Annotated in this window: 21 protein-coding genes, 1 other RNA gene and 1 riboswitch; of the genes, 10 read left to right on the forward strand and 12 right to left on the reverse strand. The window is 64.7% G+C overall.

The window, feature by feature from the left end; translation table 11 throughout:
• Nucleotides 1–6 precede the first annotated feature (6 nt).
• From IB275_RS26350 to ssrA, 8 genes are all read left to right on the forward strand, one after another.
• Nucleotides 7–2,829 carry an FAD-binding and (Fe-S)-binding domain-containing protein gene (locus IB275_RS26350; RefSeq protein WP_192292694.1) on the forward strand — a complete coding sequence of 941 codons (2,823 nt, stop codon included), beginning with the start codon at nt 7–9 and terminating at the stop codon, nt 2,827–2,829.
• Between the two features lie 190 nt (nt 2,830–3,019).
• Complete coding sequence (locus IB275_RS26355) at nt 3,020–3,697, forward strand: response regulator (RefSeq protein ID WP_081520680.1); 678 nt, start codon at nt 3,020–3,022, stop codon at nt 3,695–3,697.
• Nucleotides 3,694–5,097, forward strand: coding sequence for a sensor histidine kinase (locus tag IB275_RS26360; protein ID WP_192292696.1), 1,404 nt, complete (start codon nt 3,694–3,696; stop codon nt 5,095–5,097). The genes IB275_RS26355 and IB275_RS26360 overlap by 4 nt, the downstream gene beginning before the upstream one ends.
• Nucleotides 5,098–5,180: 83 nt before the next feature.
• Nucleotides 5,181–5,447: a PA2433 domain-containing protein gene (locus IB275_RS26365; protein WP_081520678.1), complete on the forward strand. Its 267-nt coding sequence runs from the start codon at nt 5,181–5,183 to the stop codon at nt 5,445–5,447.
• 150 nt (nt 5,448–5,597) lie between these two features.
• Entirely contained in the window at nt 5,598–8,882 is a 3,285-nt protein-coding gene (locus tag IB275_RS26370) for an acetyl-CoA carboxylase family protein (RefSeq protein ID WP_192292698.1), read from the forward strand.
• A 37-nt stretch (nt 8,883–8,919) separates the two neighbouring features.
• Nucleotides 8,920–9,089, forward strand: a riboswitch (yybP-ykoY riboswitch).
• 55 nt (nt 9,090–9,144) lie between these two features.
• Nucleotides 9,145–10,158: a sodium:calcium antiporter gene (locus IB275_RS26375; protein WP_138214212.1), complete on the forward strand. Its 1,014-nt coding sequence runs from the start codon at nt 9,145–9,147 to the stop codon at nt 10,156–10,158.
• Between the two features lie 86 nt (nt 10,159–10,244).
• A complete protein-coding gene (locus IB275_RS26380; RefSeq protein WP_081520675.1) occupies nt 10,245–10,922 on the forward strand; it encodes a type 1 glutamine amidotransferase domain-containing protein in 678 nt (225 codons plus the stop codon).
• 74 nt (nt 10,923–10,996) lie between these two features.
• Nucleotides 10,997–11,354: a transfer-messenger RNA gene (gene ssrA, locus IB275_RS26385) on the forward strand.
• Between the two features lie 61 nt (nt 11,355–11,415).
• On the opposite strand, the gene IB275_RS26390 is transcribed toward ssrA, so the two are convergent.
• The 4 genes from IB275_RS26390 to IB275_RS26405 form a co-directional block, all read right to left on the reverse strand.
• Nucleotides 11,416–11,718, reverse strand: a complete 303-nt coding sequence (locus tag IB275_RS26390) for a hypothetical protein (protein WP_192292700.1) — start codon at nt 11,716–11,718, stop codon at nt 11,416–11,418.
• 113 nt (nt 11,719–11,831) lie between these two features.
• A complete protein-coding gene (locus tag IB275_RS26395; RefSeq protein WP_081520087.1) occupies nt 11,832–12,503 on the reverse strand; it encodes a YceH family protein in 672 nt (223 codons plus the stop codon).
• Nucleotides 12,504–12,564: 61 nt separating this feature from the next.
• Complete coding sequence (locus IB275_RS26400; RefSeq protein ID WP_225607699.1) at nt 12,565–13,359, reverse strand: cache domain-containing protein; 795 nt, start codon at nt 13,357–13,359, stop codon at nt 12,565–12,567.
• Between the two features lie 91 nt (nt 13,360–13,450).
• Nucleotides 13,451–14,197, reverse strand: coding sequence for a FadR/GntR family transcriptional regulator (locus tag IB275_RS26405; RefSeq protein ID WP_225601720.1), 747 nt, complete (start codon nt 14,195–14,197; stop codon nt 13,451–13,453).
• Nucleotides 14,198–14,505: 308 nt separating this feature from the next.
• On the opposite strand from IB275_RS26405, the gene IB275_RS26410 reads away from it, so the two are divergent.
• Both IB275_RS26410 and IB275_RS26415 read left to right on the forward strand, forming a co-directional pair.
• Nucleotides 14,506–15,999 carry an aldehyde dehydrogenase gene (locus IB275_RS26410; RefSeq protein WP_192292702.1) on the forward strand — a complete coding sequence of 498 codons (1,494 nt, stop codon included), beginning with the start codon at nt 14,506–14,508 and terminating at the stop codon, nt 15,997–15,999.
• Nucleotides 16,000–16,129: 130 nt separating this feature from the next.
• Nucleotides 16,130–17,614, forward strand: coding sequence for an APC family permease (locus tag IB275_RS26415; RefSeq protein ID WP_138214200.1), 1,485 nt, complete (start codon nt 16,130–16,132; stop codon nt 17,612–17,614).
• A gap of 47 nt (nt 17,615–17,661) precedes the next feature.
• Here the strand turns inward: IB275_RS26415 and IB275_RS26420 are convergent, their stop codons facing one another.
• The 8 genes from IB275_RS26420 to IB275_RS26455 form a co-directional block, all read right to left on the reverse strand.
• On the reverse strand, nt 17,662–18,783 hold the full coding sequence (locus tag IB275_RS26420) for a glycosyltransferase family 4 protein (RefSeq protein WP_225607700.1): 1,122 nt from the start codon (nt 18,781–18,783) through the stop codon (nt 17,662–17,664).
• Between the two features lie 74 nt (nt 18,784–18,857).
• A complete protein-coding gene (locus IB275_RS26425; protein ID WP_192292704.1) occupies nt 18,858–19,862 on the reverse strand; it encodes a WavE lipopolysaccharide synthesis family protein in 1,005 nt (334 codons plus the stop codon).
• The gene (locus IB275_RS26430; RefSeq protein WP_192292706.1) at nt 19,859–21,346 is read right to left on the reverse strand and encodes a GMC oxidoreductase; all 1,488 of its coding nucleotides are present in this window, start codon (nt 21,344–21,346) and stop codon (nt 19,859–19,861) included. The genes IB275_RS26425 and IB275_RS26430 overlap by 4 nt, the downstream gene beginning before the upstream one ends.
• 2 nt (nt 21,347–21,348) lie before the next feature.
• The gene (locus tag IB275_RS26435) at nt 21,349–21,669 is read right to left on the reverse strand and encodes a hypothetical protein (RefSeq protein WP_192292708.1); all 321 of its coding nucleotides are present in this window, start codon (nt 21,667–21,669) and stop codon (nt 21,349–21,351) included.
• 11 nt (nt 21,670–21,680) lie between these two features.
• Nucleotides 21,681–22,304: a hypothetical protein gene (locus IB275_RS26440; RefSeq protein WP_192292710.1), complete on the reverse strand. Its 624-nt coding sequence runs from the start codon at nt 22,302–22,304 to the stop codon at nt 21,681–21,683.
• Nucleotides 22,301–24,076, reverse strand: coding sequence for a hypothetical protein (locus tag IB275_RS26445; protein ID WP_192292712.1), 1,776 nt, complete (start codon nt 24,074–24,076; stop codon nt 22,301–22,303). The genes IB275_RS26440 and IB275_RS26445 overlap by 4 nt, the downstream gene beginning before the upstream one ends.
• The gene (locus IB275_RS26450; protein ID WP_192292714.1) at nt 24,073–24,399 is read right to left on the reverse strand and encodes a cupin domain-containing protein; all 327 of its coding nucleotides are present in this window, start codon (nt 24,397–24,399) and stop codon (nt 24,073–24,075) included. Before IB275_RS26450 ends, IB275_RS26445 begins: the two co-directional genes overlap by 4 nt.
• Nucleotides 24,396–25,127 carry a glycosyltransferase family 2 protein gene (locus IB275_RS26455; protein ID WP_192292716.1) on the reverse strand — a complete coding sequence of 244 codons (732 nt, stop codon included), beginning with the start codon at nt 25,125–25,127 and terminating at the stop codon, nt 24,396–24,398. Before IB275_RS26455 ends, IB275_RS26450 begins: the two co-directional genes overlap by 4 nt.
• Between the last annotated feature and the right edge of the window lies 1 nt (nt 25,128).

Consider the following 25,128-nt stretch of genomic DNA (forward strand, 5'->3'; position numbering starts at 1 on the left):
GATTGCATGAGCCTGCCCGCCGCGTTCCTCGACACGGTAGAACACCTGATCCCCCGCGAGCGCCGCTTCGACGATGCGCTCTCGACCCTGGCCTTCGGCACCGACGCCAGCTTCTATCGGCTGATCCCCCAGCTGGTGATCCGCGTCGAAAGCGAAGACGAAGTCGCCAGCCTGCTCAAGTCCGCCCACACCAACAAGGTCGCGGTGACCTTCCGCGCCGCAGGCACCAGCCTCTCCGGCCAGGCAGTGAGCGACTCGGTGCTGCTGGTGCTGGGTGACAACTGGAACGGCCGCGACATCCGCGACGGCGGCACGCAGATTCGCCTGCAGCCCGGCGTCATCGGCGCTCAGGCCAACGCCTGGCTGGCTCCGTTCGGCCGCAAGATCGGCCCGGACCCGGCGTCGATCAACGCCTGCAAGATCGGCGGCATCGTCGCCAACAACGCCAGCGGCATGTGCTGCGGCACCGCGCAGAACAGCTACCACACCCTGGCTGGCATGCGCCTGCTGCTGGCCGACGGTACGCTGCTGGACAGCGAGTTGCCCGACAGCCTCGCGGCCTTTCGCGAAAGCCACGGCACACTGCTCGACCAGCTCGCCGAGCTGGGCCGGCAAACCCGCGCCAACACCGAGCTGGCCGCGAAGATCCGCCACAAGTACCGCCTGAAGAACACCACAGGCCTGTCGCTGAATGCGCTGGTCGACTACGACGAGCCGCTGGATATCCTCACCCACCTGATGGTCGGCTCCGAAGGCACCCTGGGCTTCATCAGCGCGGTCACCTACGACACCGTGCCCGACCACCCGAACAAGGCCAGCGCGCTGATCGTCTTCCCCGACGTGGAGACCTGCTGCAAGGCCGTGACCGTGCTCAAGCAGCAACCGGTGTCCGCCGTGGAACTGCTGGACCGCCGCAGCCTGCGCTCGGTGGAGAACATGCAGGGCATGCCGACGTGGGTGAAGAGCCTCTCCGAAGGCGCCTGCGCGCTGCTCATCGAATCCCGCGCAGCGACCCAGTCGCTGCTGCATGAACAACTCGTGCAGATCAGCGCCTCCATCGCCGGTTACCCGGTGGAGAAACAGGTCGACTTCAGCGAAGACCCGGCGGTCTACAACCAGCTCTGGCGCATCCGCAAGGACACCTTCCCGGCCGTCGGCGCAGTGCGCGAGACTGGCACCACGGTGATCATCGAGGACGTCACCTTCCCCGTCGAACAGCTGGCCGAGGGCGTGAACCGCCTGATCGAGCTGTTCGACAAGCACGGCTACGACGAAGCCATCCTGTTCGGCCACGCGCTGGAAGGGAACCTGCACTTCGTCTTCACCCAGGGTTTCGAATCGCCTGAGCAGATCGCGCGCTACTCGGCCTTCATGGACGACGTCGCGCACCTGGTCGCCGTGGAATACGGCGGCTCGCTCAAGGCCGAGCACGGCACCGGGCGCAACATGGCGCCCTTCGTCGAGCTGGAATGGGGCCACGACGCCTACCAACTGATGTGGCAGCTGAAGCGCCTGCTCGACCCCACCGGCATCCTCAACCCCGGCGTGGTGCTGACCGACGACCCGCAGCTGCACCTGAAGAACCTCAAACCGCTGCCGGCCGCCGACGAGATCGTCGACAAGTGCATCGAGTGCGGCTTCTGCGAGCCGGTCTGCCCATCCAAGGGGCTGACCCTCAGCCCACGCCAGCGCATCGTCATGTGGCGCGACATCCAGGCCAAGCGCCGCGCCGGCGTCGACACCACCGAGCTTGAGCGCGACTACCAGTACCAGGGCATCGACACCTGCGCCGCCACCGGCCTGTGCGCCCAGCGCTGCCCGGTGAACATCAACACCGGCGAGCTGGTCCGCAAGCTGCGCGGTCAAGAAGCGCACCACGCCGGCACCGCCACCTGGCTGGCACGCAACTTCGCCACCGCACTCAAGGGTGCGAAGTTCATGCTGCACGCTGCCAACGGTGCGCGCATGGTGCTCGGCGCGCCGCGCCTGGCCCGCCTCAGCGCTTCCATCAGCCATGCCAGCAAGGGCCGCGTACCCCAGTGGACGCCGGCCATGCCGCAGCCCGTGCGCCTGGCTGCCGCTTCGCAGCCTGTGGATAACGGCAAGCCGCGCGTCGTCTACCTCACCGCCTGCGTCTCCCGCGCCATGGGCCCGGCGGCGGCGGACGAAGAGCAGATGCCGCTGATCGACAAGACCCGCCAGTTGCTGGAGAAAGCCGGCTACCAGGTGGTCTTCCCGGACAACGCCGATAACCTCTGCTGCGGCCAGCCGTTCGCCTCCAAGGGCTACAAGAGCCAAGCCGACGCCAAGCGCGACGAACTGCTCGCCGAATTGCTGCGCGCCAGCCGGGGTGGCCTCGACCCGATCTACTGCGACACCAGCCCCTGCACCCTGCGCCTGGTGCAGGAACTGGCGGACGACCGGCTGAAGATCTACGACCCGGTGAAGTTCATCCGCACCCATCTGGTCGAGCGTCTGGACTTCCAGCCGCAGGACAAGCCGGTGGCCGTGCACGTCACCTGCAGCACCCAGCACCTGGGCGAAAGCCAGGCGCTGATCGACCTGGTCAAGCGCTGCACCCGCGAAGTGGTGATCCCCGAGGGCATCCACTGCTGTGGTTTTGCCGGCGACAAGGGCTTCACCACGCCCGAGCTGAACGCGCATTCGCTGCGCACGCTCAAGGACGCGGTGCAGTATTGCGAGGAAGGCGTCTCCACCAGCCGCACCTGCGAGATCGGCCTGTCCGCCCATGGCGGTATCGACTATCGCGGCGTGGTCTATCTGGTGGATCGCGTGACTCGCGCGCGTTCGTCCACAGTCCAGGCGTAGGGCACACAACGTCTCCAGCGTTATCCGCCGTTCCCACGGGCGGCGGATAATCGGTTCCGGATGCTTCGCCCTGCTTTCTCCGTCCACGGCGCAGAAAGCCTTAACACCCCGTTAAGCGACCGCTGTCACCCTCTGCCCTAACCGGATCACGCCAGCTATCCTGCTGCACAGGCCGGTAGAGGGGACGAAGATGAGAATCCTGTTGGCAGAAGACGACCAGCTGCTGGGCGATGGCATTCGCGCGGGGCTCGGTCTGGAAGGCGACACCGTGGACTGGGTGAGCGATGGCGTGGCCGCCGACCAGGCGCTGGCCACCGATGAGTTCGACCTGCTGGTCCTCGATCTCGGGCTGCCGCGCAAGGACGGCCTGGAAGTGCTGCGCGGCCTGCGCCGCCGTGGTGACCTGACGCCCGTGCTGATCCTCACCGCCCGCGACAAGGTAGCCGACCGCGTCGCCGGCCTGGACGCGGGCGCCGATGACTACCTGACCAAACCCTTCGACCTCGACGAACTGCTCGCCCGCGTCCGCGCCCTGACCCGCCGCCACACCGGCCGCGCCGCGCCGCTGCTGCAACACGGCGAACTGGCACTGGACCCGGCCACCCACAAGGTCAGCCTCAGCGGCGAACCGGTGGACCTGGCTCCGCGCGAATACGCGCTGCTGCGCCTGTTGCTGGAACAGCGCGGCAAGGTGCTGTCCCGCGCCCGCCTGGTGGAAGCCCTCTACGGCTGGGACGGCGATCTGGAAAGCAACGCCATCGAAGTCCATATCCACCATCTGCGGCGCAAGCTGGGCAACAGCCTGATCCGCACCGTGCGCGGCATCGGCTACGGCATCGACCGTCCCGAAGGCGCCGCACGAGCTTGAGCGGCACGCCCCGCCGCGCCGGCTCCATCAGCCGGCGCCTGCTGCTGACACTGATCGGCGGTGTTTCCTTGCTGTGGCTGGTCGCCGGCCTGTTCACCTACCACCTGACCCGCGAGCAGGTGAACCGCCTCTACGACCAGGACATGATCGACTTCGGCCAGGCAGCCCTGAGCCTGATCGATGTCGCCGACGCAATAGACCCGCAGTCCAGTGACGCCATGGAAATCCTCGCGCGCAGCCGCAAGGCCATCGAAGGGCTGCCGTTGATTCGCCGCGAAGCCACACTCGGCTATGCCGTCTGGTACCGCGGCCAACCGCTGCTGGCCACCCACAAGCCGCCCAGAGGAATCGAGGCGCAGCCGCCAGGCTTCTCCGACCTGCTCAGCGGCGGGGTCAACTGGCGCGTGCTGCACATGGCCACGACGGGGACCGACGAGGTGCGCATCTGGGTCTTCGAGGACCTGCACTACCGCCACAAGACCCTGCACCTGCTGCTGTTCAGCGCCCTTTTCCCGTTGCTGCTGGCCCTGCCGCTGTTCGGCGTACTGGTGTGGTTCGGCGTCCGCCAGGGCCTTGCGCCGTTGCGCGGCCTGATCGAACAGGTGCACCAGCGCGGCGCCCACAGCCTCCACCCGCTGGCCCTGAGCCGCGCACCGGTGGAGGTGCACAGCCTGGTCAACGAACTGAACCTGCTGCTGGAACGTCTGCACTCGGCGATGGAAGCCGAGCGCCGGCTGACCAGCGACGCCGCCCACGAAATCCGTACGCCTTTGGCCAGCCTGCGCACCCACGCCCAGGTGGCGCTGCGCTCGTCCGACCCGGCCGCCCACGCCCACGGGCTGCAGCAGGTCAGCCGCAGCGTCGAACGGATCAGCGCGCTGATGGAGCAGATTCTCCTGCTGGCGCGGCTCGACGCCGAAGAGCTGCACGAAATCTTCGCCCCGGTGGACCTGCGCCTGCTGGCCGAAGACACCATCGCCGATCTCGCGCCACAGGCCATCGACAAGCAGATCGAACTGACCCTCGATAGCCAGGAGGTCACGCTGCGGGGCGTAGCGGCGTGGCTCGGGCTGATGCTCACCAACCTGGTCGGCAATGCCCTGCGCTACACCCCCGAAGGCGGCCGCGTGGCCGTCAGCCTGGAGAGTGCGAGCGACCGACTGACCCTCTGGGTGCGCGACAGCGGCCCCGGCGTGGCGGCGGCCGAACAGGCAGCGATCTTCACCCGCTTCTACCGCAGCCCCAGCGTCGCCAGCAGCAACGGCAGCGGTCTGGGCCTGCCCATCGTCAAGCGCATCGTGGAAATCCACCACGGGCGCATTTCCCTGCACGAGGGGCTGGACGGCGCCGGCCTGGGCGTCTGCGTCGAACTCCCGACAACCGCCGGGCCGATTCTCTGAACCCCGCGTGAATGGTGGCAGTCCACCCTGTACGGCCCGCTCGTTCGGTCCGCGACAACGGTCAAGTTGACAGGAGTACTGCCATGAAACGTGCCGCCCTGCTCATTACAGCCGCCCTGCTGGCGTCGCCGGCTTTTGCCGCCGACCTGTGCAGCGACAATCTGCAGAAAGTCGATGACGCGGTGAAAACCGTCACCAACAACACCCAGGCCCAGGAACAGGCCATGCGCCTGCAGGAAAAGGCCGCCCAGGCCCAGGCCGCGGGTGACACAAAGGCCTGCATTGCGCAGACCGAAAAAGCCCTGCAGCTGCTGAAGAAAAACGCCGGCGACGGCGGAGCCAACGGGTGATCCCGCACGCGGTGGCCGGCTCCAGGCCGGTCACCGCTCATAAGGCCCACTAAGCCTGCGCCATTCGCGACGCCGTACTTGATTCCCCACCCTCCTCGCCCGCCTAAGATGGTGCGATTGCCGACCACAAGAACCACAACCGGAATCGCCATGCCCGTCACCCGCCTGCTCATCGCCAACCGTGGCGAGATCGCCATCCGCATTGCCCGCGCCGCCGCCGAGCTGGGTATCCAGACGCTGGCGATCTTCGCCGAGGACGACGCAGCCTCGCTGCACACTCGACAGGCCGACCAGGCCGCGGCCCTGAAAGGACGTGGCGCCAGTGCCTATCTCGACCAGCAGCAGATCATCGACATCGCCCTGGCCCAGGGCTGCGATGCGGTGCATCCAGGCTATGGCTTCCTTTCCGAGAACGCCGGCTTCGCCCGCCGCTGCGAAAGCGCCGGACTCACCTTCGTCGGCCCTTCGGCGGAAGTACTCGACGTCTTCGGTGACAAGGCCCGCGCCCGCGACCTCGCCCGTGATCACGGCGTGGCGCTGGCCGCCGGCAGCAACAGTGCCACCTCATTGGAAGATGCCGAACGCTTCTTCCGCGAACTGCCTGCCGGCGCCGGCATGATGATCAAGGCCCTCGCTGGCGGCGGCGGTCGTGGCATGCGCGCGGTGCGCAGCGCCGAGGAGATCGCCGACGCCTACGCCCGCTGCCAGGCCGAAGCCCGCGCGGCCTTCGGCAATGACAGGCTCTACGTCGAACGCCTGATCCAGCGCGCCCGCCACATCGAGGTGCAGGTGATCGGCGACGGCCGCGTCGTCAGCCATCTGGGGGAGCGCGACTGCACCCTGCAGCGGCGCAACCAGAAGCTGCTGGAGATAGCTCCCAGCCCCAACCTGCACCCGCGCCTGCGCGGCGCCATTCTCGCTGCCGCCGTGCGGCTGGCCGAAGCAGTGAACTATCGCGGTCTGGGCACCTTCGAGTTCCTGCTCGACGAAGACAGCGGCGACTTCGTATTCATGGAAGCCAACCCGCGCCTGCAGGTGGAACACACCATCACCGAAGCAGTGACCGGCGTCGACCTGGTCCAGGCGCAACTGCGCATTGCCGATGGCGCCAGCCTCGCCGAGCTGAACCTGACCCAGGCGGAGATTCCCGCGCCGCGCGGCCACGCCCTGCAGCTGCGGATCAACCTGGAAACGCTTGCCAGCGACGGCACGCCCCACCTCGCCTGCGGCACCCTCAGCGCCTACGAGCCGCCCAGTGGCCCCGGCCTGCGTGTGGATGGCTACGGCTACGCCGGCTACCGCAACAGTGCCGGCTACGACTCGCTGCTGGCCAAGCTGATCGTCCACGGCAACGGCAGTTATCCGCAGCTGGTGCAGCGCGCCTATCGCGCCCTCTGCGAATTCCGTCTCGAAGGCGTGGCAAGCAACATCCCGCTGCTGCTCAATCTGCTGCGCCAGAGCGCGGTCGCGGACAACCAGGTCACCACTCGCTACATCGAAGAACACCTGCCCACGCTGCTGGGCGCACAGGAGCACGCGCACCCGCATCGCTTCTTCAGCCATGCCGGCGCCACCACACAAGCCCAGCGCAGCAGCGAAGCGCCGGCCGGCTGCCTCCCTCTCGCCACGCCCAGCGCCGGCGTGCTGGTCAGCCTGAACGTGGCTACTGGCGACGCCGTTGCCCAGGGCCAGACCATCGCCGTGGTCGAGGCGATGAAGATGGAATTCGAGGTAAAAGCCAGCGCCAGTGGCATCGTCCACAGCCTCGCCGCCACCCCCGGCGACAGTCTCGGCGAGGGCGACGCGCTGCTGTTCGTCGAGCCGGCGGAGATCGAAGCGCAGCACGATGAAAGCAGCGCAGCGATTGATCTCGACGCTATCCGCGCCGACCTCGCCGAAGTGCTCGAACGCCACGCCATCGGCCTCGACGAGCGTCGCCTGGACGCCGTCGCCAAGCGCCACCGGATCGGCAAGCGCACCACCCGCGAGAACCTCGCCGACCTGCTCGATGACGGCAGCTTCATCGAGTACGGCGCCCTGGCCATCGCCGCCCAGCGCCGTCGCCGCAGCGTCGAGGAACTGATTGCCAGCAGCCCGGCCGACGGTCTGGTCAGCGGACTGGGCAGCATCAACGCCGCGCAGTTCGGCGAGGAGAAGGCGCGCTGCCTGGTGCTGGCCTACGACTACACGGTGTTCGCCGGCACCCAGGGCGTGATGAACCACAAGAAGACCGACCGCATGCTGCACCTCGCTGAGCAGTGGCGCATCCCGCTGGTGCTCTACGCGGAAGGCGGCGGTGGGCGTCCGGGCGACACCGATTTCGTCGGCGTGGCCGGGCTGGACAACATGAGCTTCGTCGGCCTCGCGCGGCTCTCCGGGTTGGTGCCGCTGGTGGGCGTGGTCTCCGGTCGCTGCTTCGCCGGCAACGCTGCGCTGCTGGGCTGCTGCGACGTGATCATCGCCACCCGCGATACCAGCCTGGGGATGGCCGGCCCGGCAATGATCGAAGGCGGCGGCCTGGGCAGGTTCGCTCCCGAGGAAGTCGGCCCCAGCGACGTGCAGAGCGCCAATGGCGTGATCGACGTACTGGTGGAAGACGAGGTCGAAGCCACCCGCATCGCCCGCCAGTACCTCGCCTACTTCCAGGGCGACAGCGCAGACTGGCAGTGCGCCGACCAGCGCCTGTTGCGCCATGCTGTGCCGGAGAATCGCCTGCGGGTCTACGACATCCGCCAGGTCATCGAGCAACTGGCCGACAGCGGCTCGGTGCTGGAACTGCGCCGTCACTTCGCCGCCGGGATGGTCACCGCGCTGGTGCGTATCGAAGGCAAGCCGTTCGGCCTGATCGCCAACAACCCCATGCACCTGGGGGGCGCCATCGACGCCGAGGCCGGCGACAAGGCCGCACGCTTCATGCAGCTGTGCGACGCCTTCGACCTGCCGATCATTTCGCTGTGCGACACCCCCGGCTTCATGGTCGGCCCGGAAGCGGAGAAGACCGGCACCGTGCGCCACGTCTCGCGCATGTTCGTCACCGCCGCCAGCCTCAGCGTGCCGTTCTTCACCGTGGTCCTGCGCAAGGGTTATGGCCTCGGCGCGCAGGCCATGGCCGCCGGCAGCTTCCACGCCGCGCTGTTCACGGTCGCATGGCCCAGCGGCGAGTTCGGCGCGATGGGGCTGGAGGGAGCGATCCGCCTCGGCTACGCCAAAGAGCTGGCCGCGATTGAAGACCCGCAGGAGCGGCAGAAGCTGTTCGACAAACTGGTCGCCGCCGCTTACCGCAACGGCAAGGGGCTGAACATGGCGAGCTACCTGGAAATCGACGACGTCATCGACCCGGCCGATACCCGTCGCTGGTTGCTGCGCGGCCTGGCATCGACGCCGAAGCCCGTACCGCGCCAGGGGAAAAAGCGTCCACTGATCGATACCTGGTAACCCATGGGTTGAGCTGCTCGCCCGATCCGCTAGAATGCGCGGCGTCATTGGGGAGTAGCCGACCGTTCGACGAACGGGGGCGACGTCAACACACTTGGCCCGCAGGCCATGGCGTCGTCAGCAGTTTTGCCTGGCAAGACCTTTGACCACGTGATCTCCGCAACGGCCGGGGAGATGCGTGGTCATGGGTACTTACACCGGCCGGGAGCTTCACCGTGATGCACCACCCCACCCTTTGCTCCATCCCTCTGGAGCTGCGCGCATGCTGACCTTCATCCTCGAACTGCTCGGCATGCTGCTGGTGATCCTGATCGCCGCCGAACTCTTCACCAACGCGCTGGAACATTTCGGCGAGCGCCTGGGCATCTCCGAAGGCGTTACCGGTTCGCTGTTCGCCGCCATCGGCACCGCCCTGCCGGAAACCCTGATTCCTCTGCTGGCCCTGTTCGCCGGTACCAGCAACGTCAACCTCAATGAGGAAGTCGGCGTCGGCGCGATCCTCGGCGCACCGCTGATGCTCTCTACCTTGTCCACCTGCCTCATGGCGCTCGCCGCCTGGCGCGCGCGCGGCCTGTTCGGGCGCATCCGTCCCGAGCGCACGGGCATGCAGCGCGACCTGAACTTCTTCCTGGTCGCCTTCAGCTTCGCCACCATCGCCATGTTCGTCCCGGCTGAACTGCACTCCGTGCGCGTCGCCCTCAGCGTACTGCTGGTGCTCACCTATATCGGCTACATCACGCTGACCATCCGCGCCTCGCAAAGCCTGGTGGAAGACGGCCACGGCACCGAAGCCGACCACCATATGTACCTGTCGCGCATCGGCCTGCCGACCAACCTCGCCACCATCCTGCTGCAGCTGCTGCTGGGCCTGGCGCTGCTGGTGCTGGGCGCCAAGGGCTTCATCCATGGTGTGGAAGGCCTGTCGCACATCCTGGGTATTTCCGCGCTGCTGCTGTCGCTGCTGATCATCCCCATCGCCACCGAACTGCCGGAGAAGATCAACAGCATCCTCTGGGTACGCCGCGGCAAGGATACCCTGGCCTTCGGCAACATCAGCGGCGCCATGGTCTTCCAGGGCACCCTGCTGCCCGCGATCGGCATCCTGCTCACGCCCTGGCAGCCGCGTATCGAAGTGCTCACCGGCGTGCTGGTGACCCTCGGCGCAGCGCTCTGGCTACGAATCAACGCCCAGCGCGGCGGCGGCCTGCCGATCTGGGTACTGATGCTCAACGGCGTGCTGTACGCCGCCTATCTGGGTATCACCCTGTCGCGCTGACGCAGACGGCTCATTGCCTACACTGACAGTCCGGGCTGCCGTTTCGGCGGCAGCCGCACGACTAGCGATACGCCGAAGGAGTGAGCATGAAAATCCTGGTAGTCCTGACCTCCCACGACCAGCTGGGCAGCACCGGCAAGAAAACCGGCTTCTGGCTCGAGGAGTTCGCCGCGCCCTACTACGTGTTCAAGGATGCCGGCGCCAGCCTGACCCTGGCCTCGCCCAAGGGCGGCCAGCCGCCGCTCGACCCCAAGAGCGACGAGGAAGGCGCGCAGACCCCGGCCACCCTGCGCTTCCGCCAGGACAGCGACGCCCAGGCCGCGCTGGCCAGCACCGTGAAGCTCAGCGAAGTGAAGGCCGACGACTACGACGCCGTGTTCTACCCCGGTGGCCACGGCCCCCTCTGGGACCTGGCCGAGGACCGCACCTCGGTGGCGCTGATCGAAGCCTTCCACTCCAGCGGCAAGACCGTCTCCGCGGTCTGCCACGCCCCGGCCGTGTTCCGTCACCCGCGCGGGCTCGACGGCCGGCCGTTGGTACAGGGTCGGCACGTTACCGGCTTCTCCAACAGCGAAGAAGATGCCGTGGGCCTCACCGACGTGGTGCCCTTCCTCGTCCAGGACATGCTCAAGGCCAACGGCGCCCGCTACAGCAAGGGCCCGGACTGGCAGAGCCACGTCGAGGTGGACCGCGGCCTGATCACCGGGCAGAACCCCGCGTCCTCCGAGGCCGTGGCCGAAGCCGTGCTGAAATTCCTGAGCTGACAACACCTTGCGCCGCCCCGGGTGGCTATCGGGGCGGCTTTCCCGTACAATCGCCAACGACCTTTCAAGGTTTTGGGGCCGATTAGGATTCGACGCCGGTAACAAAACTCGAGGGGCATGCCGAGTAGGTGACAGTTCTCGTAAATCAGCTGCCACAACTTTATAGTTGCCAACGACGACAACTACGCCCTAGCAGCCTAAGTGCCGCTAGCAGACCCTAGGGGATGCCTGTAAACCCGAAGATTAGGTCTGTCATATAGAACAGGATCGCCGCCAAGTTCGCTGTAGACGTAACGGCTAAAACTCATACAGCTCGCTCCAAGCGCCCTGCCACTCGGGCCGCAAGGAGTTAACCTAATAGAGATGGCTAAGCATGTAGAACCGACAGCGGAGAACTGGCGGACGGGGGTTCAAATCCCCCCGGCTCCACCAAATCCAAAGAAAAAGGCGCTGAGCCTCAAGCCCAGCGCCTTTTTTCTTGCCCGCGATTTGCCTAGAGCGTCAGGAACCCCAGCCGTGGCATCAGCGGTTCGGCCTGCTCTTCCACTACCCTTTCCACGCACGGTTTGCGCAGGCGCAGACGTTCGGCGTTGCACAGCAGCGGACCGTCTTCGTCCGCAGCGCCGAAGGGATCGTCGATCAGCACGCCCTTGATCAGCCCCTGGCGGAACAGTTCGCGGATGGCGAAGAGATTGGCTTCGCGGGGGCCGGTGAGATCGCCAAGGGATTTGAAGTCGGTTTCCGTGAGTTGGCTGAGCACGGCGCTCAACTGGGCCTGGGAGGGTTTGCGACTCATGGGGTACTCCGGGGTAAAGCGGGGGCAAGCATGACTATCGGGGACAAATGTTAACGCTGTATTAGCAGGCGAGCAGGCCGACCTTGGTCGGCCTGTCGGAGGAATCTTCCGACTCAGTCTCGGGAGATGCCCATTTCCAGTAGCGCGAGGCGCTCTTCAAGAGCCGCAATGCGGCCTTCCAGTTCGACCAGACGGCCCTCGTCATGACCACCACCGTCGCTGCGCTCGCTGGAGGCACGGCTACCGCTGGCGGCAATGGCAGCCTCGCGGTCTTCCTCGGTGCCCAGCAGGTGCATGTAGCGATCCTCACGCTGGCCGCTCAGGCGTTCCAACTGAAGGGCCATGCCACGGCCGGCAAGGCGTTCGAGCTGGTGACGGACTTCCTCGGTGTCGTCGAAGTCGTGCATGCGCTGGCTGCGCGTGAGCAGTTCGTTGAGGGTCTGCGGGCCGCGCAGGAACAGCAGGCCGAGCAGGATGACCTGTGGTTTGACCAGTTCGAGCGCCTTGTCCAGCCGCTGCTCCCAGCGGTCGGCACGACTGCCCATCACCAGACGGGTCATTTCGCGCCCTTCCAGATGACGCAGGGACTGGCCAACTTGACCGGGCGTGAGGTTCATTACCGGGTCGCGGCTGGTCTTCTGGTTGCACGCGGTGACCAATGCGTTGAGGGTCAGCGGGTAGGCTTCGGGGGTGGTGAGCTGCTTTTCGATCAGGCACCCGAGAACGCGGGCATCCGTTGCACTCAGGGGTTCGAAGTCGGAGAGGGTGTCGAGCGACTGGCTCATGGCGGTATCCGTCGATGAGGAAACCGCCCTAGCCTAGCCGTTTACGCAGCGTTTGGCAGCCTCAGGCGGCGCCGGCAAGACGACGGTTCAACGGTCGCTCAATGACCGCCCAGTGCGAGAAGGACGCCGCCAGCTCCTGCTCGCGCCCCTGCGCATCACGCCCCAGCGTGCGCCGGGCGAGGTCGCCGGTGAACCAGTTGGCGGTATTGGCTGCGACAACTCGCCCTTCGCCATTCACCACCAGGGCCTCATGGCCCATCTGCATCAGGCTGCCCAACAGCACGCCCTCGAACTCGTGCAGGGCAATGTCAGCGGCGGCGACGCCGATGAAGCGGCCGTCCACCTGGATCGGCACGGAGAAGGCGAGGATGTACAGGTCGGTGCCGTAGAGGTCGACGAAGGGCCCGACCACCGAGGGCTGGCCGCTGGTGCGCGGGCGCGAGAACCACGGCATGTTGAGGTAGTTGTAGAAGCTCTCGCTACGCCGGTTGAAGTTCAGGCTCATGGGCACGACCTTGTCGCCACGGCCGTGGTACCACCACTCCAGGTACATCTCCTGGTCGGCCAGCTCGCCCGGCTCGATCACCACGCCGGTGCCGTGCAGGCGCGTGCCGTCATCGGTGAGGTCGTGCTGAATGCGCGGGCGCAGGGCGCCAAGGTCCTTCGAGGACGGGCGTTTGCCCTCCTCCGCCAGCGTGCGCCAGATCGCCACGACCTCTCCGGCCAGCTCGTCGAGGCGCTGGAAAACGTTACGGATGGAAGCGTCGATGCGCTGGGCGCAGCGCTGGAGCTCATCCGTGGGTTGATCGCTGGACATGACCGGGGCCTCGCTGTTCTTGTCGTTGTTCTTGCTCAAGGGCGGGCCAGAGAGGCTCGCAGAGTCGGATCAGAAAGTCAGTCAATGCGCTCGCTCGACCGCGCCGTGAAAGCAGCAAGCGCTGTGCCAGTCAGCCGTCTTCGGCCAGCAGGCTCAGGCGCAGGTTGATCAGCCGCTTGATGCCACGGGTGACGTGCGCCTCGGCCAGCGCGCCGGCCAGGTTCGAGTCACCGGCGCTGATCGCTTCGAGGATCGCGCGGTGCTCCTGTTCGATGACCGCGGCGCCCGGGAAGCCTTCCACCGGCAGCCACAGCCATTCGCCGATTTCCGCCTGCAGGCGCGTCTCCGCGTGGGTCAGGCGCACCGACTGGGCGGCGACGGCGATCTCGATATGGAAGCGCGCATCGGCGCGGCGCTGTTCCTGCCGGGTGGTGGCACTCGCCAACGCATCGAGGTACTGGGCGATGCGCGCCTGCTCATCGGAGGTGGAGCGCTGCGCGGCGAGGCGCGCGGCAGCGCCGGCGATGGCGACATGCTCGTCGCCCAGATCACGCAGCTCCAGCGCACTCATCTGGCGCAGCTGCCCCAGCAGGGCGTCCTCGGACGTGTGCTGCGGCGAACAGACGAAACTGCCGCCGTTGCGCCCGCGCCGGGTCTCGATCACGCCGCGTTCGCGCAGCTCCGCCAGGGCATCGCGCAGGGTCACGGTGGCGACGCCGAACTGCATCGCCAGCTCGCTTTCGCTGGGCAGTTGCTCGCCTTCGGCGTAGAGGCCGAGGTCGACCATTTCCACCAGCCGGCGCGCGACTTCCTCGGTGCGCCCTTCCTGGCGCAGGCGCATGAAACTGGCGGGGCGGACTTTCCTGAATTCGTTCATAGGCAGCAGTGCGAGGGGCGCGGAGGCGTCCTGCGCGGAATATTCCTGTTCTGGCGTTCTGTTCTGGTGTCGATGGCGAAGTCTACCGGCAAGCCCGGCTGTGGCTTCGCGAAAACTATGTCTCCATATTTTTAAATCGCTTTCCGGACTTTCAGCAAGGTCTTTTGCCACGAAAACCCCTTTCAGACGCTCATTTTTCGACCTGTATTGGCAACCTGGAAAACATAAGATATGGTTTCAAATGTATTTGCCAGCGACGGTCCGCAGGCCGTCTCCGCCAACAACAGGAAGAACGAGGAGCGATACGCATGAGCCAGCCAACCCGCGCCGAATGGGAAGCCCGCGCCAAGGCCCTGAAGATCGAGGGCCGCGCCTTCATCCAGGGCGAGTACCTTGCCGCCGCCTCCGGCGAGACCTTCGATTGCATCAGCCCGGTGGACGGCCGCCTGCTGGCCAAGGTCGCCAGCTGCGGCGATGCCGACGCCGAGCGCGCCGTACAGAGCGCCCGCAGCACCTTCGATTCCGGCGTCTGGTCGCGTGAAGCGCCGGCCACCCGCAAGGCCGTGATGATCCGCTTTGCCGCCCTGCTGGAAGAGCACGCCGAGGAGCTGGCGCTGCTGGAAACCCTGGACATGGGCAAGCCCATCGGCGATTCGCTGAACGTCGACCTGCCGGGCGCCGCCGACTCCCTGCGCTGGAGTGGCGAGGCCATCGACAAGGTCTACGACGAAGTGGCCGCCACCTCCCATGACCAGCTAGGCCTGGTCACCCGCGAGCCGGTGGGCGTGGTCGCCGCCATCGTGCCGTGGAACTTCCCGCTGATGATGGCCGCCTGGAAACTCGGCCCGGCACTGGCCACCGGCAACTCGGTGATCCTCAAGCCGTCCGAGCGCTCGCCGCTGACCGCCATCCGCATCGCCCAGCTGGCCATCGAAGCGGGCATTCCCGCCGGCGTGCTGAACGTGCTGCCGGGCTACGGCCACACCGTCGGCAAGGCCCTGGCTCTGCATATGGACGTGGATACCGCGGTGTTCACCGGCTCCACCAAGATCGCCAAGCAGTTGATGGTCTATGCCGGCGAATCGAACATGAAGCGCATCTGGCTGGAAGCCGGCGGCAAGAGCCCGAACATCGTCTTCGAGGACGCGCCGGACCTGCAGGCCGCCGCTGAGTCCGCCGCCGCGGCCATCGCCTTCAACCAGGGCGAAGTGTGCACCGCCGGCTCGCGCCTGCTGGTGCAGAAGTCGATCAAGGCGAAATTCCTGCCGCTGGTGGTCGAGGCCCTCAAGGGCTGGAAAGCCGGCCACCCGCTGGACCCGGAAACCAACGTCGGCGCGCTGGTCGACGGCCGCCAGCTGGAGCAGGTGCTGGGCTACATCCAGGCAGGCCAGGACGAGGGCGCCAAGATCCTCACCGGCGGCAAGCGCGTGCTGGAGGAAACAGGCGGCACCTACGTCGAGCCGACCCTGTTCGACGGCGTGAGCAACGCGATGAAGATCGCCCGCGAGGAAATCTTCGGCCCGGTGCTCTCGGTCATCGAGTTCGAGGACGCCGACGAAGCGATCCGCATCGCCAACGACACCCCGTATGGGCTGGCGGCGGCGGTCTGGACCCGCGACATCTCCAAGGCCCACCTCACCGCCCGCGCCCTGCGCGCCGGCAGCGTGTGGGTGAACATGTACGACGGCGGCGACATGACCGCGCCCTTCGGCGGCTTCAAGCAGTCGGGCAACGGTCGCGACAAGTCGCTGCACGCCTTCGACAAGTACACCGAGCTGAAGGCGACCTGGATCAAGCTGTAACGCGATCCGGAAACGAGAGGTTTGGAGCAAGACGGCGCGCGGCTGAACCCGCGCGCCGAACAATAACAACAACGCTTTCCGTTGCACCCGATTGGCTGCCGACGCGAAAACCTCAGACAGGACACCCACGATGAACAGCTCGATCCAGCCAGGCGCCGCCCTGGACCGCGACGCGGAGCAACTCCGCGCGCTGGGCTACACCTCCAATTTCGAACGCAGCATGACCCTCTGGCAGAACTTCGCCCTGGGCTTCACCTACCTCTCGCCGGTGGTCGGCGTGTACACCCTGTTCGGCCTGTGCCTGGCCGCCGGGGGCCCGCCGATGTTCTGGTCCTACCTGCTGGTGGGCATCGGGCAGATGCTGGTGTGCCTGATCTTCTGCGAGGTCGTCTCGCAGTTCCCCATCTCCGGCGGCGTCTACCCCTGGGCCCGACGCCTGGTGGGCAAGCGCTGGGCCTGGATGGTCGGCTGGATCTACTCGGTGTCGCTGTGCGTGACCATCGCCGCCGTGGCCCTGGGGGCCGGCCCGTACATCGCCACATTGCTCGGTTTCGAATCCACACCGGTGACCAACACCCTCGTAGCCCTGGCGCTGACGGTGATCGCCACTCTGCTCAACCTGTCCGGCACCAAGCTGCTGGCCCGCGTGGCGATGTTCGGCTTCATCTGCGAGCTGCTGGGCGCGCTGGTGATCGGCACCTACCTGCTGATCTTCGAACGCCACCAGCCCTTCTCGGTGCTGTTCAACACCTTCGACATCCGCATCGACGGCAGCTACTGGCCCGCCTTCCTGACCGCCTCGCTGGCCGGCATGTTCCTCTACTACGGCTTCGAGGCCTGCGGTGACGTCGCCGAGGAAACCCCGAACCCCAGCCGGCGGATTCCCAAGGCCATGCGCATGACCATCTGGATCGGCGGCGGCGCAGCCATCTTCGCCGCCCTGGCGCTGATCCTCGCGGTACCGGACATGGCTGCAGTGATCTCCGGCGCGGATAAAGACCCGATGACCACCATCCTCGACAACGCCTTCGGTGTAACCGGCGCGCGCCTGGTGATGGCGGTGATCATCGTCTCGTTCGTTTCCTGCGTGCTCAGCTTGCAGGCCGCCGCCAGCCGCCTGCTCTACTCCTACGCCCGCGACGAGATGGTGATGGGCAGCGGCCTGCTCAAGCGCCTGTCGCCCAACACCCACGTGCCGGTCGCGGCGCTGATCGCCTGCGGCGTGATCCCGTCCGTGATCGTCTGCGCCGGCTTCTACCTGCAGAACGCCATCGCCATGGTGGTGAGCTTCGCCGCCATCGGTATCTACCTGTCGTTCCAGATGATCGTTGGCGGCGCCCTGTTCGCCCGCCTGCGCGGCTGGAAGCCGAGCGGCGCCTTCACCCTGGGCAACTGGGGGTGGATCGTGAACGTCCTGGCGCTGACCTATGGTGTGCTGGCGATCATCAACATGTCCTGGCCCCGTACGCCGGATGCACCCTGGTACCTGAACTACGGGATCATCCTGGTGGGCGGCATCGTGATCCTGCTGGGCCTGGCCTACATGACCCTGTTCCGCCCGTACGACAAAGGCACCGCTCCCCACGGGGATGCGTGGAAGCTGCATCAGCAGTAAGCGTTCGAAGCGAAACGAAAACGCCCGGCAGGATGCCGGGCGTTTTTCTATCGGTCGGCCTGCCGGCCTGCCACTTGAGCATAGAGCTCGCTATAAGCTTCACCCATCCCCCTGGCAGTGAAGGTGCTCAGGAAGCGCGATCGAGCAGCTCGCCCATAACGCTCTGCCAGTACCGGGTCGTCCCATAGCGTCTGCATGGCCTGGCGCAACGCCCTAGCATCAGCCGGCGGGACAACGATGCCGGTTTCTTCGTGCTGATTGATGAAGCTGGTGCCGGTACCGATTTCGCTGCAGATCAACGGTTTGCCCATCATCGCGCCCTCCAGCAAGCCGATACCGAAGGCTTCCGAGCGAAGGTGCGAGGGGAAAATTACGCCATAGCAGGCGCACATCAGATCTATCTTTTCCTGCTCGCTGACCTGCCCGAGGAAATGCACGTTGTTCAGGCCGTGCTCCTTGGCCATCTGCATGAGTTCCTGCTCCATCGGTCCGGCACCGACGATCAGCAGCGGCCAGGGAGCTGATCGCATCGCTTCGAGCAGGTAGTGCAGACCCTTGTAGTAACGCAACACCCCGACGAACAGGAAGAAGCGCTCGCCGAACTGGCGGTGCAGTCGAGCGACCTCGGTGACGTCCGGGCGCGGATAGAGGTCTTGTTCCAGGCCGATGGGAATGGAGCAGGCCTTATCCTGATAGCTCTGGAGAACCGTTGAGCTTTCCAGGTAATTGGGGCTGGTGGCGGCAATCGCGTCCACCCGCCCCAAGAACGCCCGCATCAGCGGACGGTAGAGCTGCAACAGCACCTTCTGCCGGACGATGTCGGAGTGGTAGGTCACCACGCTCGGCTTGCCCAACCCCTTGAGGAGATGGACGAGATCCATGAAAGGCCAGGGGAAATGGTAGTGAATGACGTCGGCCTGCTCAGCCAGGCGCGCAAACGCGCTCAACGAGGACCAGGAAAACCCAGTCGATGCGATATGCAGATCCTGCTTGGCCTGGACCAGACGAAAACTGGACGTCGTAACCGGTTTCATCGGCTCGCGGTCCAGCGAGAGCACAGTGTTTTCGCAACCCTGGATCGCGGTGGAATGAGCCAGATGCCGAATGAACATTTCGACACCGCCGTACTGCTCGAGGCCGAAGGTCTTGTAGAAATGCAGGACCTTCAAGGCAGCCTCCCCTGACGGAGGCATACCTTGGAACGTCCAGGATGGAGCTCACTGCTCATGGCCGCGCATGCCATTCAGAGCCGACCTGCGCCACTGACCCGCCGATAGAGATTCCGAACGCTCACTGCGGCACTGGATGAAAACGAAAACAGCAGCAGCGATCCGACCGAGACCAACCAGCGCCGGCGGAACCAGCACAGCAGGTACTTGTTGATGAGCAGGTCGGCGTACCGAAGCGCCTTTTGCAGGGAAGAATTCTGCGTACGCAGGATTTCCAAATCCCACTCGGTCATCACCGATTCCGGCGCGTAAGGCGCACTGAGGAAGCGCTTGGGTGGTTCGATTCCCAGGTTCTGCCAGTCGTATATCTCGAAGTTCGCTGCCAACAGGTTTTCCCAGGCAGAGAACAGTTCAAAGGAAGTGTGAGAGATGTGTTCCAGATCGAGTTTCAGCCCGTTGCGCTGAGCGAAACGCAGGAAGATCGCCTGCTCCGGCAGGAGACGGAACGAGGTGAAGCCCTGGAACGTTCCGAACGGATTGGTACGTGGACCATCTGGAAGGAACAGGAAATCATGCGGCAGCAGATCGATACCCCATAGCTTGCGCAGGTCCTCGGTTCGCCCGAACTGCAGGGTATCGGTCAGGTGAAACAGGTAGGGGACCAGGCAGGGATTGCGCAGGAACAGGTTGGACACCGCGACACGCTCGACGAACAACTCTCCCTGTGCCCCGCCGCCCATGCGCGATAACACGGCATCGCTGCACAGCACATGGTCCGTGCGCATCTTCAGGCAGTACTCTCGCTTGACCAGCGACAGGCCGTTGATCATCGACGAGATCAGCTTGTTCACGTTGTTGACGTTGCCATTGACGTCTTCAAAGTACGGTGCCGATCCGTCGGCGACGAAGTCCACATCCTCGAAAGGCGGGACGCCAGTGATGTCGGTGGTGGCGAGAACGATCTGCGCGTCCGGCAGGAAGCGCCTGACCGATTCGACAGCGCGCCCCGCAAGGTCCACTGCGCCATCGAACAGCGGCCCCTGGAGCAGGACGGTGAGCTGCCGGGATGCAATGCTCATGCGCGGCCGTTGAGCTGGTCGGCCAGCATCAGGCTCAGTGCCACGACGGTGACGGTCGGGTTACGCGAGCCGCAACGCGGGAACACGGCAGAACCGGTGACATAGACGTTGTCGGTGCCACGCAGCTTGAACTCGGAATCGACGACCGAGCGTGGGCCATTGCCCATGCCCAGCGTGCCAACCAGGTGGTGAGTACCAAACCACTTGTTGTAATGCTTCATCTCGCCGCTCTTGAGCGGTACGGCACCCGCGGATTCGATCTTGTCGTAGATGTCCTGGACGATCCTGTCGTAGATCTTTTTCTCGCGGTGGTAGACCTCGCTCTCCAGCGAGATCTTGCCGTTCTTGTAACTGATGGCCACGTCCCATTCCGGCGGAATTTCCAGCAGGATGAACAGCGCCAGAGTCGAACCGACTTCCCGAATTGCTTCCTCCAGCTCCCAGTGGTTGATCTTGTTCAGGTCCAGGGCACCACTGAGCGCCTGATCGGAGATCGGAGTCATCAGGCCCAGCGTGGTGTACTCGATGCCATCGCGCTCTCCCGACAGTTCGGGGATGACCAGCTGCGCAGAGGTATTCAGCTCATGGTAGGGAAGCGCCGAGCCGGGCAGCTTGCAGGTCAGCTGGGCGATGGCGTGATCCTGGTAGTGATGCCCCATCAGGTGCGCGGGCGTGGCCTTGGGCAGGTTGCTCTTGAGTAGCAGCTTCATCGACTCGACACCGTGGGCGGCCACGATGACACGATTGAAGCTGATGCTCAGAGGCCCATCCTGGGTCGTGCACAGCGCTTCCACGGCCTTGCCGTTCTCGAAGCGCAGCGACTCGACCAGGACGCCATTGAGTACGCGAGTTCCGGCGCGGATGTGCAGCGAGCGGGTTTTGGCGTCCAGCGGGCAGAGCTCGCAATCACCGGCTCCCATGCACGATCCCTGGCCATTGGAGTTATCCCCGGTCAGGTTGTGCGACTGCGCACCGATATAGGCCGCAGGGAAAAAGGGCTCCAATGCTGCGCGCCATTTGGCGCCCCCCTTGATCTGCGCCTGCGGATTGCGCTCGTCCGGGTCGTTCGGGTCAGCGGCGATACGCAGCAACTGCTCCGCCTTGGAGTAGAAGGGCTTCACCTGTGCCATGGTGAACGGCCAGGCGAAAGTGCCCTTGCGATCAGAGAAGATGTTCTCGGTCAGTCGGAAGCTCAGCCCGCCCCAGTGATTGGAGCAACCGCCATCCACCAGGATGTATTCGGAGCGGCAGTCACCGCCGATCTTCTCCGGCTTGTTGAAGGGCAACGCGGAGACATAGGAGTGACGGATCATGGCGGAGTGGCGATCGATCTTGCCCTCCTTCTGGATCTCGTAGAATCGCTGGCGGCGCTCGAAGATGTTGAACTTCTCGCCGCGCTCGACGATCAGCACCTCTCCGTGCAGTTCGCTCGCCACACTCCGGCCAGCAAAGCCATTACCGATGATCAGGGTATCTACAAACATACTTATTCGGACACTCGGAAGAAGCCGGGAACGCCGTGCTGACGCCTGGCGGCGTCAGCAACGATGAGATGGCGATTGGGGTTCACCAACTGCCCCATCAGCGCCATCCGGTCACGCTCGGTGACTCGTTGCGAGAGGATCTTAAGCAGCAACTCCTGGGAAACCAGCTGCAGGTTCAGGTGCTTGTTGCGCATTACGAAGGAGTGCGGGTCGGAGCGCCGGGCGCTGGCATTGCTGAACCCCTTGGTAAGCGCATGGCCGGCAAGGCCGCCCGCCAGCACAAGCAGGCCGGATACGAAGGATCTACGCTTTACATCTTCCATGGGTATCCCTGTTACGCTCGTGCGCGGTTGCTGATTCGGCGGATGGCAAAGCGTGCCAACGCCCGCAGCATCACGAAGGGCCACTTGAGCAGCGGGACTCTCGCAACGAGCTTTTCAGTCGTGGCGGAAAGAAAGAGCAGGTCGGTTTCGAGGGAACGGCCGGACAGGCTCCTGACCTCGGGCAAAACATTGAACGCGGCATTGCTGGCGCGCAGGTACAGAGGCAGCTGCACGCGCGGAACGACGAAGGCGAGCTTCAGATGCAGGGCCGGGGGCAGCATGAACAGGCAGGTAGCCAGCTTGCCGACAAAGTCTTCGCCGGTGTTGAAGGCATGCTGGCCGAAATCGACGACCAGCCAGTCCTGCTCGATGGTGCCGATCTGCTCGGCAATCCGGTTGGTATCGAGCACGACCTTGCCATCGGAGACGCTTGCCTTCTCATGCACGAAATCATCGAGCAGGAAGGCCTGGCGCGAAGCCGACTGGGCGTCGGGCTGCGCCGCCAGGTTGTAGAAGTTGTCGACGGCAACGATGCTGCTTCTGGCCGCATCTTCCGTCTGGATCGAGGAAAGCCTGGCGACGAGGCCATCGACGTCCACTATCCCGGCATCCCGGGCCACTACGAACACTTTCACGAGTCGGCCTTCGCATAGGTGTCGAAGGGCGTCGAGTTATGAATGGCTCGGACGCACTCCTTGAAGCTGGTGAAATAGAAGAATCGGCCATTCTTCCGGTAAAGACCCAGCGCGGAAATCAGCACGCCCGGAAGCGACAGAGCGCGACGGTGGAAGTACTCCCGCGGACTCTCGAAGAACCAGGTCTGCAGCGTGCGCTGTTTGATCATGCTGCGTACCGGCCAGCAATCGATGATGAAGTTCCGCTTCGCGTCGGCCGGGTTCTTCAGGAACTTCTGTTCGTACTCCAGGCGCAGTCCGTCGGGCAGCTGATCGAGCAGCACCAGTTTCTCGAAATCGGAGATGAACTGGCGGACCGAAGCCAGGTCGTTGGAGAACGAAGCATGGCGCACCACCGAACTGATCAGTCGCACCCAACGGCGCGCACCGAGATCCTTGAGACCGGTAGGTATTGGCGGAGCACTTTCATCGCTGACGTATCGATCAGCAAAAACCTGCAGCCTGGACAGTGCAGCTGCGGGCGTCATGCGCAGCAGCGGCTTCTTGGGCAGCGCCGAGAGGAAGTTCGGCGACGCGGACGCAATCCCGCCGTCGGGCACTTCCACGTAGGCGCTGGATCCCAGGACTGCCCGCGAGGTGATGCTTTGAGTGATGCCATGCGGGTTGATACGAGTGGGCACTCCCAACTTGGAACTGCGCACGCCGTGCTCGATATCCTCGTATTCCACCCACAGCAGGGACTCGTCCAGCGGGCAGAGTTCCCACACTTCCTTGCGGCAGATGTACAGGCTGCCGGTCGGGTAGGAAATATCGTTGTTGTAGCGAATCGGATTGGCGAAGCAGAAGCCCGATCGCTCCAGTTCGGTGAAGGTCGAAGGCGCGACGGTCACGGCCGACTGGCTGGTACGGTGCAGCCCCTTGATGCCACCGCCCATCTCGTTCACAGACCGTCCGAGGTCTGAGTAACGGCGCGGGTAAAGGCACACGCGGTTGTCGAAGAACAGGCTTTGCAGCGTCATGAGCGGATAGCGCGGGCCGAACCGGCGCACCATCTCGCCAAAATGGCTGGGCAGGAACACGCGGTCGTGGAGGATCACCAAGTTGTTGTAGCGAGCCTCCTGGGCCAGGCGATTCTTCTTTTTGCAGATTTGCACGGGAGGCGCGGTGATGTCCTCACCGACTATGCGCACTTGATCGAAGTAGCGGAAGTTCTTGCCTGGGGTGCCGCAGAGCAGGATTTCCTTGTTGGGGATATCCAGCTCGAGAATGCGCTGAACGACTGCGTTGAGCACGGTGGCATCTTCAGGTCCGACCGGCAGGCCAAAGGTCCAGCTGTCGAGGTCGTCATCGGCTTCCGCCGGCAACCGGGAGACTTTCCGGTAGGTGACGCGGGTCGGGCTACGTTCGATGCAGGCAAGCGCGCCGCTGAAATATTCGCGATCCAGGTAACTTTCCTGCGGGACATCTTCGATCAACGTCAGGGTCTTGCCGACCTCCAGGAAATGCGCTGCATCCCACAACAGCAAGGGCGCCAGTGGCGAGTCGCTCTGTAGCCCATAGAAGCAATACGAGTTAGCCCCATAGATATCCAGCGGCCGTTTCGCGGCATGCACCTTCTTGACCGTGACGTCCGGACTGCGGTCCTTGAAAGCACGAAAGGAGATCAGCTGCTGGCAGTCCTGGGTAACGTCCAGATCGGCGGGAATGTCACGCAGCTGCTTGGGCAGCAGATAGCCCAGCTTCGCATCATGTTGGAGCTGAATCGTCTTCATACTTCTACGAGATACTTGTCGTTCAGTGCACCGGGAATCTTCACCACAACGGTGACGGCATCGGAAAGCGCCTTGAAGGCCGTGATGTCACCCGGCTCGAGCACGATGATCTCGCCGGCGCCCCAGGTCTTGCCGCACATCTCCACTTCGCCGGAGAGCACCAGGGTCACCTCGGTGGCGATCTTGTGGTAATGCGCGGCCTCGGCATCACCTTCCTGATAGGGCTTTACCGCGACTTCGCAGGCCTGGGTGCTGAATGCGGTGGGGGTGAAACCGCCGACGAACCAGCCCTTGACCATATCCTTCAGGTTGGCGGAATTCATCGGGCACCTAACGTTTCGAAAGCGTGCAGCTGGTGGGTGTTCTTCAGCGGGTGATACTGGCTCGGTTCGACGCGGAAGGTGCCGATCTTCTTGTGCAGCAGCACCAGCTCGTTGAGCGCCGGGGCGATGTAGAAGGCATCGTTCACCTTGGCGTCCTTGCGGATCATCTCCTTCACCGCCTCGACGAACACCGCGCCGCGGTCGAACCAGTACAGGCCAGCTACCGCGTGGTTGCTGATCGGGTTCTTCTCGGCTGCCTCGGTGACGTAGCCCTCGGCATTCATGCGCACGAAGGAATAGCGCGGATGCAGGGACTTGAAGACCACCACGCCAGCGTCGCACTGGTCGTTGCGGAAGCCGCCAATGATGTCGCGAAGCGAGCCATCGAGCAGCTCGTTGCAGTTGATGATCAGCAGCTCGTCATCGTTGTCGATGCTTTCCGCCGCCAGCAGCGCGGTGCAGGCCGCACCCATGGTCAGCGCCTGGACAGCCTGCACGGAGGCGACCGGGGTCATCTGCTGCAGCATGTTGCGCAGGTGGTACTTGCTGACGTCGTCCTTGGGCAGCATGCAGATGATGCGTGCGGGCTCAAGGGTAAGGCAGTTCTCCACCAGGTGCTGGATCAGAGGAATGCCGTCACGCTCGGAGAGGTAATCGGGGTAGCTGCTTTCGGCCTTCACCGAGGCACCCTCGCCACCGGCGAGCAGTACGATGTTCAGTTTGCGCATG

The organism is Pseudomonas sp. PDM21 (genome assembly GCF_014852505.2).
Classification (GTDB): Bacteria; Pseudomonadota; Gammaproteobacteria; order Pseudomonadales; family Pseudomonadaceae; genus Pseudomonas.

Coding starts and splice junctions, on each gene's coding strand:
- IB275_RS26355 (WP_081520680.1), top strand. CDS start 3,020: ATGAGAATCCTGTTGGCAGAAGACGACCAGCTGCTGGGCGATGGCATT.
- IB275_RS26430 (WP_192292706.1), bottom strand. CDS start 21,346: ATGTTTGTAGATACCCTGATCATCGGTAATGGCTTTGCTGGCCGGAGT.
- IB275_RS26375 (WP_138214212.1), top strand. CDS start 9,145: ATGCTGACCTTCATCCTCGAACTGCTCGGCATGCTGCTGGTGATCCTG.
- IB275_RS26350 (WP_192292694.1), top strand. CDS start 7: ATGAGCCTGCCCGCCGCGTTCCTCGACACGGTAGAACACCTGATCCCC.
- IB275_RS26390 (WP_192292700.1), bottom strand. CDS start 11,718: ATGAGTCGCAAACCCTCCCAGGCCCAGTTGAGCGCCGTGCTCAGCCAA.
- IB275_RS26450 (WP_192292714.1), bottom strand. CDS start 24,399: ATGAATTCCGCCAACCTGAAGGATATGGTCAAGGGCTGGTTCGTCGGC.
- IB275_RS26365 (WP_081520678.1), top strand. CDS start 5,181: ATGAAACGTGCCGCCCTGCTCATTACAGCCGCCCTGCTGGCGTCGCCG.
- IB275_RS26445 (WP_192292712.1), bottom strand. CDS start 24,076: ATGAAGACGATTCAGCTCCAACATGATGCGAAGCTGGGCTATCTGCTG.
- IB275_RS26410 (WP_192292702.1), top strand. CDS start 14,506: ATGAGCCAGCCAACCCGCGCCGAATGGGAAGCCCGCGCCAAGGCCCTG.
- IB275_RS26380 (WP_081520675.1), top strand. CDS start 10,245: ATGAAAATCCTGGTAGTCCTGACCTCCCACGACCAGCTGGGCAGCACC.
- IB275_RS26370 (WP_192292698.1), top strand. CDS start 5,598: ATGCCCGTCACCCGCCTGCTCATCGCCAACCGTGGCGAGATCGCCATC.
- IB275_RS26455 (WP_192292716.1), bottom strand. CDS start 25,127: ATGCGCAAACTGAACATCGTACTGCTCGCCGGTGGCGAGGGTGCCTCG.
- IB275_RS26405 (WP_225601720.1), bottom strand. CDS start 14,197: ATGAACGAATTCAGGAAAGTCCGCCCCGCCAGTTTCATGCGCCTGCGC.
- IB275_RS26415 (WP_138214200.1), top strand. CDS start 16,130: ATGAACAGCTCGATCCAGCCAGGCGCCGCCCTGGACCGCGACGCGGAG.
- IB275_RS26435 (WP_192292708.1), bottom strand. CDS start 21,669: ATGGAAGATGTAAAGCGTAGATCCTTCGTATCCGGCCTGCTTGTGCTG.
- IB275_RS26425 (WP_192292704.1), bottom strand. CDS start 19,862: ATGAGCATTGCATCCCGGCAGCTCACCGTCCTGCTCCAGGGGCCGCTG.
- IB275_RS26395 (WP_081520087.1), bottom strand. CDS start 12,503: ATGAGCCAGTCGCTCGACACCCTCTCCGACTTCGAACCCCTGAGTGCA.